The organism is Paracoccus marcusii (genome assembly GCF_006151785.1).
Lineage (GTDB): Bacteria > Pseudomonadota > Alphaproteobacteria > Rhodobacterales > Rhodobacteraceae > Paracoccus > Paracoccus marcusii.
Map to the genome: position 1 here is coordinate 1 of NZ_VDDD01000148.1, position 7,387 is coordinate 7,387.

The following is a 7,387-nucleotide window of genomic DNA, read 5'->3' on the forward strand; positions in this document are numbered from 1 at the left end:
CTGCGCCGCTGGCTGGCGCTGCTGCCGCTTGGGGCGGGGGTCGCGCGTGGCCTGGGGCTGGGCCTGCCACCCGCACGGCTGGCGCTGATCGTGCTGGCGGGGCTGGCCACGGGGGCCGCGACGATGGTCACGGGACCTTTGTCCTTCGTCGGGCTGATGGCCCCGCATCTGGCCCGCCGCATCGGCCTGGCCCGCCCGGCCGACCACCTGACGGGATCGGCGCTGATCGGGGCGGGGCTGATGCTGGCCGCCGATTTCGGCGCGCGCATGGCCGGCTTTCCCTATGAACTGCCGCTTGGGCTGTTCGCCTCGCTGATCGGGGCGCCCTGGCTGATCTGGCTGATGACGAGGCATCGATGACGCTCTTTCACCTGTCCGGCCTGTCGGTCGACGTTCCCGGTCGCCGGCTGCTGGACGACATCACGCTGGACCTGCCCGCAGGCCGGGCGACTGCGCTGATCGGCCATAACGGGTCGGGCAAATCCACGCTGCTGCGCGCGCTGGCCCGACAGGTCCCGGCAGGCGGCACCGCCCGGTTCGAGGGGCGCGCCCTGGCCGACTGGCCCGCCCGCGACCTGGCCCGCCGCATGGCCTTCCTGCCCCAGACCACGCCCCCGGCCGATGGCATGCTGGTGCGGGAACTGGTGGCGCTTGGCCGCTATCCCTGGCACGGCGCCCTGGGCCGCTTCGGCCCCGCCGATCATGCCGCCGTCGCACGCGCCCTGGACGAATGCGGGGTTGCGGGCTTTGCCGATCGGCTGGTCGACACCCTGTCGGGTGGCGAACGACAGCGCGTCTGGCTGGCCATGATGGTCGCGCAGCAGGCGGGCACGCTGCTGCTGGACGAACCGATCAGCGCGCTGGACATCGCCCACCAGGTCGAGGTGCTGGCCCTGGTCGCCGCGATGTGCCACGACCAGGGGCGCAGTGCCGTCATCGTGCTGCACGACGTCAACATGGCCGCGCGGTTCTGCGACCATGTCGTGGCGCTGAAGGCCGGGCGTCTGGTCTGGCAGGGCGGCCCGGACGCCCTGATGCGCCCCGACACGCTGCACGACATCTATGGCCTGCCGATGCAGGTCCTGACCCGCCCCGACGGACGCCCCGTCGCCATCCCCGCCTGAGAGGCCGCATGCTGAAACAGTTCTTTTCCTACTATCGTCCGCATCTGGGCCTGTTCTGGCTGGATTTCGGCTGCGCGGTCGTCTCGGGTCTGCTGGAGCTGGCCTTTCCGCTGGCCGTCACCGCCTTCATCGACCACCTGCTGCCGCAGGGCGACTGGACACTGACCCTGGCCGCGGCGGGGGGGCTGCTGGCGCTTTATGCGGTCAATGCCGGGCTGCTGACGGTGGTGATCTACTGGGGGCACAAGCTGGGCATCAACATCGAGACCGCGATGCGGGCCCGCGCCTTCGACCATCTGACGCGGCTGTCCTGGCGCTGGTACGACCGTGCGCGCACCGGCAAGCTGGTCGCCCGCGTCACCCGTGACCTGGAGGAGATCGGAGAGGTCGCCCATCACGGCCCCGAGGACGCCTTCATCGCGCTGATGACCTTCGTCGGCGCGTTCCTGCTGATGTTCTGGATCAACCCGCAGCTGGCGGTCATCGTGGCGCTGATCGTGCCGGCCATGCTGGCCCTGGTGATCGTCTATGGCGGGCGGATGACGGCGACCTGGCGCGCGATCTATTCCCGCGTCGGCGATTTCAACGTGCGCCTGGAGGAGACCCTGGGCGGCGTCCGCGTAGTGCAGGCCTTCGGCAACGAGGCGCATGAGAGCCATCTCTTCGCCGCCGACAACGCTCGCTATCGCCAGGCCAAGCTGGACGCGTACCGCGTGATGGCGGCGTCCAGCGCGCTGCAGTACATGGGCCTGCGGCTTGTGCAGGTCATCGTCATGGTCATGGGCGCGGGCTTCGTGCTGTCGGGCGAACTGACCACCGGCGGCTTCGTGGGCTTTCTGTTGCTGGTGGGCGTCTTCTATCGCCCGCTGGAGAAGATCGCCGCGGTGATCGAGACCTATCCCCGCGGCATCGCCGGATTCCGCCGCTATCAGGAGCTGCTGGCCACCGACCCCGAGATCGCCGACGCACCCGACGCGATCGACGCCCCCGCCCTGCGCGGCGACATCCGGTTCGAGGGGGTGGGCTTTGCCTATGACCCCGACCGCCCGATCCTGTCGGGGATCGACCTGGACATCCGCGCCGGAGAGACGGTGGCCTTCGTCGGCCCCTCGGGCGCGGGCAAGACCACGCTGCTGGCGCTGCTGCCGCGGTTCTACGAACCCAGCCAGGGGCGCATCGTCGTCGACGGGATGGACCTGCCCGCGATGCGCCTGCACAGCCTGCGCCGCCAGATCGGCCTGGTCAGCCAGGACGTGTTCCTGTTCGGCGGCACGCTGCGCGAGAACATCGCCTATGGCCGCCTGGACGCCTCGGACATGGAGATCGCGCAGGCCGCCGCCAAGGCGCAGCTGGCGCAGATGATCGAAGGCCTGCCGCAGGGCCTGGACACGGTCGTGGGCGAACGCGGGGTGATGCTGTCGGGCGGGCAGAAGCAGCGCGTGGCCATCGCGCGGGCCTTCCTGAAGAACCCGCCGATCCTGATCCTGGACGAGGCGACCAGCGCCCTGGACAGCCAGACCGAACGCGAGATCCAGTCGGCGCTGGACGCCCTGTCGGTGGGCCGCACCACGCTGGTGATCGCCCACAGGCTGGGCACGATCCGGAACGCCGACCGCATCGTGGTCATGGACCGGGGCCGCGTGGTCGAGATGGGCAGCCATGCCGACCTGCTGTCGCAGGGCGGCATCTATGCGGGGCTGGCGGCCTAGATCCGGGCCTCAGCCCAGGGCATAGCCCACGCCGCGCACGGTGCGCAGCGGGTCGTCGCCGCCGTTCTTCATCAGCGCCTTGCGCAGGCGGCCCACATGCACGTCGATGGTGCGCGTGTCGACATAGATGTCGCGCCCCCAGACCCGGTCCAGCAGCTGTTCGCGCGTCCAGACGCGGCCTGGCTTCTCCATCATCGTGGACAGCAGCCGGAACTCGGTCGGGCCAAGATGCAGCGTCTGGCCGGCGCGGAACACCCGGTGTTCGGCGGCGTCCAGGATGATGTCCGCAAAGGTCAGCCGCTCGCCCATCGTGGCGGGGCGGGTGCGGCGCAGCTGGGTGCGCAGGCGGGCCAGCAGCTCGACCACGGAATAGGGTTTGACCACGTAATCGTCGGCGCCCGTCTCCAGGCCGCGGACGCGGTCGACCTCCTCGCTGCGCGCGGACAGCATGATGATCGGGATGTTGCGGGTCGCGGGATCGGCCTTGACCTGGCGGCAAACCTCGATGCCCGACACGCGCGGCAGCATCCAGTCCAGCACGATCAGGTCCGGCTGCTCCTCTGCCACCAGCAGCAGCGCGTCCTCGCCGTTGTCGGCCATGACCACGTCGAAACCCTCGGCCTCGAGGTTGTAATGCAGGACTTCGCGCTGTGCGCCCTCGTCCTCGACGACCAACACGCAGGGGGCCTGGCGCGCCATCCCTCAGACCTCCGCCGCGGGGGCCACGACGCTGCTGCTTTTCGGGCGCGCCTCGTCGGGCAGGTCGCCCGTGACCAGATAGACCACCTGTTCTGCGATGGACGTCGCATGGTCCCCCATCCGCTCGACGTTCTTGGCGATGAAATGCAGGTGCATGCAGGGGGTGATGTTGCGCGGGTCCTCCATCATGTGGGTCAGGAACTCGCGGAACAGCGCGTTGTACATCTGGTCCACCTCCAGGTCGCGCTGACGCACGTCATGGGCCAGGTCGGCGTCGCGGCGGATATAGCTGTCCAGCGCGTCCTGCAGCATCCGGTTCACCGCCTGGCTCATCCGGCGCAGCGCCATGCCCGATCCGGCGATGGCGGGCATCTGGGACAGCACCTCGGTGCGCTTGGCCATGTTCTTGGCGTAATCGCCCACCCGTTCCAGCGAGGCCGAGATCTTCATCACCGCCAGCACCATCCGCAGGTCGGTCGCGGTGGGGGCGCGCAGTGCGATCAGGCGGGCGGCGTCCTCGTTGATCTGGATCTCCATCGCGTCGATGGCCTTGTCGCGGCGTCGGACCTGGTCGGCCAGCTCCTGGTCGCGCGTGTCCAGCGCGGTCGACGCGTCGGTGATCGCGGCCTCGACCATGCCGCCCATCTTGACGACCATCGCCTGGATCGTCTCCAGGTCGCGGTCGAAGACCGAGGAGATATGCTTGTCGCGGTTCATGTCAGGTCCTTTCGATCAGCCGATCCGGCCCGAGATATAGGCCTCGGTCCGGCTGTCCCGGGGCTTCGTGAAGATGTCGTCGGTATCACCGTATTCGACCAGGTTGCCCAGATGGAAGAAGGCGGTCTTCTGGCTGACGCGGGCGGCCTGCTGCATCGAATGGGTCACAATGACCACGGAAAACTGCGTGCGCAGCTGCTCGATCAGCTCCTCGACCTGGCTGGTGGCGATCGGGTCCAGCGCGCTGCAGGGCTCGTCCATCAGCAGCACCTCGGGGGACGTGGCCACCGCGCGCGCGATGCACAGTCGCTGCTGCTGGCCGCCCGACAGGCCCGTGCCGGGCTCGGACAGGCGGTCCTTGACCTCGTTCCACAGGGCCGCGCCGCGCAGCGAGCGTTCGACGATCTCGTCCAGCTCGGCCTTGCCGCGCGCCAGGCCGTGGATGCGCGGGCCGTATGCCACGTTGTCATAGATCGACTTGGGGAACGGGTTCGGCTTCTGGAACACCATGCCGACCTTGGCGCGCAGCTGCACCGGGTCGATGCGGCGGTCATAGATGTCCTCGCCGTCGATGGTGATCCGGCCCGCGATCCGGGCGCTGTCGATCGTGTCGTTCATGCGGTTGATGCAACGCAGGAAGGTGGACTTGCCGCAGCCCGACGGGCCGATGAAGGCGGTGACGGTCTTGTCCAGGATCTCGACGTTCAGGTCTTTGATCGCCTGCTTCTCGCCATAGAAAACCTGCACGTCGCGTGCGGAAATCTTGATGTCCTGCTGGCTCACGGCGCTCTCCGATCGGATGGTGTCATACATGGTGGCTCTCCTGTGGGCCGATCACCAGCGGCGCTCGAACTTGCGGCGCAGAAAGATCGCCAGCAGGTTCATGCACAGAAGGAAGATCAGCAGGACGATGATGGCGCCCGAGGCGCGCTCGACAAAGGCCGGATCGCTGCGCTGCGTCCAGTTGTAAACCTGGACCGGCAGGGCGGATGCCGGATCGAACAGACCCTCGGGCGGGGCGGCGGGAAACTCGCGCACGAAGGCCACCATGCCGATCAGCAGCAGCGGCGCGGTCTCTCCCAGAGCCTGGGCCAGGCCGATGATCGTGCCGGTGAGGATGCCGGGCGCGGCCAGCGGCAGGACGTGGTGGAACACCGTCTGCATGCGGCTGGCGCCGACGCCCAGGGCCGCGTCGCGGATCGACGGCGGCACCGCCTTCAACGCCGCGCGGGTGGCGATGATGATGGTGGGCAGGGTCATCAGCGTCAGCACCAGCCCGCCCACGATGGGCGCCGATGCAGGCAGCCCCGCAAAGTTGATGAAGACGGCCAGGCCCAGGATTCCGAACACGATCGACGGCACCGCGGCCAGGTTGGCGATGTTGACCTCGATCAGGTCGGTCCAGCGGTTCCTGGGCGCGAACTCCTCCAGATAGATCGAGGCCGCGACCCCGATGGGCACCGCCAGCACCAGCACCACCAGCATCATGTAGAGCGAACCCAGGATCGCCACGCCGACGCCCGCGGCCTCGGGGCGCTGGTCGGAGGCGTCGGCGGCGGTCAGGAAGCCCGCGTTGAACCGTGTGACCAGCAGCCCCGCCTCGACCAGTTCGTCCGCCAGCATCAGCTGCGCCGGAGAGGTGTTGGCGTCGCGCGCCGCGGTCTCCATCGTGACGCGGCCCTTGAAATAGCCGTCGATGCGGCCGTTCGCCAGGACGTTCACGTCCACCGTCTGCCCGACCAGATCGGGATCGGCCAGCACCCGGTCACGCAGCTGCGCCGAGGCATCGCGCGAGATCAGCCCGTCGATGTCGCCGCTCTCCAGCCCCTCGATCTGCAGGTCCAGACCCGCCACCGCCGCATCCAGCGCCCGGTCCAGCACCTGGCCATAGGACAGGGTCAGCACGCCCGCCATCTCGGCCGGGTCGCGGTTGCCCTTGGGGTCCAGCACCTGCGCGTCCAGCGCCACGGGGATCGACAGATAGGTCTGGCGGAAGGCGCCCGACCCGTCGCGCACGATGGTGAAGACCAGCACCGCCAGCATCGTGCAGGCGATGACGATGGCCGTCAGCCCATAGGCGCGGAACCGTTTCTCGGCGGCGTTGCGGCGCCGGGTGCGCGCGTCCTGGACATAGAGCGACTTGGCGCCGGTGGCGCGGGGATGATCGGTCATTCGTACTGCTCGCGATACTTGCGCACGATGATAAGCGCGATGACGTTCAGGCCCAGGGTGATGACGAACAGCGTCAGTCCCAGGGCAAAGGCCACCAGCGTCTCGGGCGAGGAGAAGTCGTTGTCGCCGGTTAGCTGGCTGACGATCTTGACCGTGATGGTGGTCATCGCCTCGAACGGATTGGCGCTGATCGTGGCGGCGGCGCCCGCGCCCAGGACCACGATCATCGTCTCTCCGATGGCGCGGCTGGCGGCCAGCAGGATGGCGCCCACGATGCCCGGCAGGGCGGCGGGCAGCACGACGCTGCGCACCGTCTCGGACGGGGTCGAGCCCAGGCCCAGGGCGCCGTCGCGCAGGCTTTGGGGCACCGCGTTGATGATGTCATCGGACAGAGAGCTGACGAAGGGGATCAGCATGATCCCCATGACCAGCCCCGCGGTCATCACCGACGACCCGGAATTGCCCAGGCCCAGGGGCTGCGCGATCCAGTCGCGCAGCATCGGCCCGACCGTCACCAGCGCGAACAGGCCATAGACGATGGTCGGGATGCCGGCCAGCACCTCGACCGCGGGCTTGGCGATGCTGCGCAGGCGGGGGCTGGCATATTCCGACAGGTAGATCGCCGCCAACAGGCCGATGGGCACCGCCACCAGCAGCGCGATGAAGCTGATGTACAGCGTCCCCCACAGCAGCGGCAGCATGCCAAGACGCGAATTGCCCTCGAAGCGCGGCGACCAGACGGTGCTGAAGAAGAAATCGGCCAGGCTGTACTGGCGGAAGAAGCTGATCGTCTCGAAGATCAGCGACAGGACGATGCCGACCGTGGTGGCGATGGCGATCATCGAACAGAAGATCGTCAGGCCCAGCACCATCCGCTCGACCGAATTGCGCGCGCGAAACCCGCGGCCGGCCCGCGTCACGGCCCAGCCCAGGCCCGCGACCGCGGCGGCCAGTGCCAGCAGCCCG

At 68.7% G+C, this 7,387-nt stretch carries 8 protein-coding genes; 3 read left to right on the plus strand and 5 right to left on the minus strand.

Features of this window, described 5'->3' with window-relative positions; all coding sequences use genetic code 11:
- The 3 genes from FHD68_RS16425 to FHD68_RS16435 all read left to right on the plus strand — a co-directional run.
- On the plus strand, positions 1-360 hold a 360-nt coding region (locus FHD68_RS16425), incomplete at its 5' end, for an iron chelate uptake ABC transporter family permease subunit (RefSeq protein ID WP_139086242.1).
- On the plus strand, positions 357-1,124 hold the full coding sequence (locus FHD68_RS16430; protein ID WP_127899549.1) for an ABC transporter ATP-binding protein: 768 nt from the start codon (positions 357-359) through the stop codon (positions 1,122-1,124). The genes FHD68_RS16425 and FHD68_RS16430, both read left to right, overlap by 4 nt.
- A gap of 8 nt (positions 1,125-1,132) precedes the next feature.
- A complete protein-coding gene (locus FHD68_RS16435) occupies positions 1,133-2,833 on the plus strand; it encodes an ABC transporter ATP-binding protein (protein ID WP_045982985.1) in 1,701 nt (566 codons plus the stop codon).
- Between the two features lie 9 nt (positions 2,834-2,842).
- Here FHD68_RS16435 and phoB read toward each other — a convergent pair whose 3' ends face one another.
- The 5 genes from phoB to pstC all read right to left on the minus strand — a co-directional run.
- The gene (gene phoB, locus FHD68_RS16440) at positions 2,843-3,532 is read right to left on the minus strand and encodes a phosphate regulon transcriptional regulator PhoB (RefSeq protein WP_045982986.1); all 690 of its coding nucleotides are present in this window, start codon (positions 3,530-3,532) and stop codon (positions 2,843-2,845) included.
- 3 nt (positions 3,533-3,535) lie between these two features.
- Entirely contained in the window at positions 3,536-4,249 is a 714-nt protein-coding gene (gene phoU, locus FHD68_RS16445; protein ID WP_045982987.1) for a phosphate signaling complex protein PhoU, read from the minus strand.
- Between the two features lie 15 nt (positions 4,250-4,264).
- Positions 4,265-5,062 (minus strand): phosphate ABC transporter ATP-binding protein PstB, encoded by a 798-nt coding sequence (pstB, locus tag FHD68_RS16450; RefSeq protein WP_045982988.1) that lies wholly within the window; start codon positions 5,060-5,062, stop codon positions 4,265-4,267.
- Positions 5,063-5,083: 21 nt separating this feature from the next.
- The gene (pstA, locus tag FHD68_RS16455; RefSeq protein WP_045999860.1) at positions 5,084-6,421 is read right to left on the minus strand and encodes a phosphate ABC transporter permease PstA; all 1,338 of its coding nucleotides are present in this window, start codon (positions 6,419-6,421) and stop codon (positions 5,084-5,086) included.
- The coding region (gene pstC / locus FHD68_RS16460; protein ID WP_139086244.1) for a phosphate ABC transporter permease subunit PstC at positions 6,418-7,387 on the minus strand (970 nt) is incomplete at its 5' end. The genes pstA and pstC, both read right to left, overlap by 4 nt.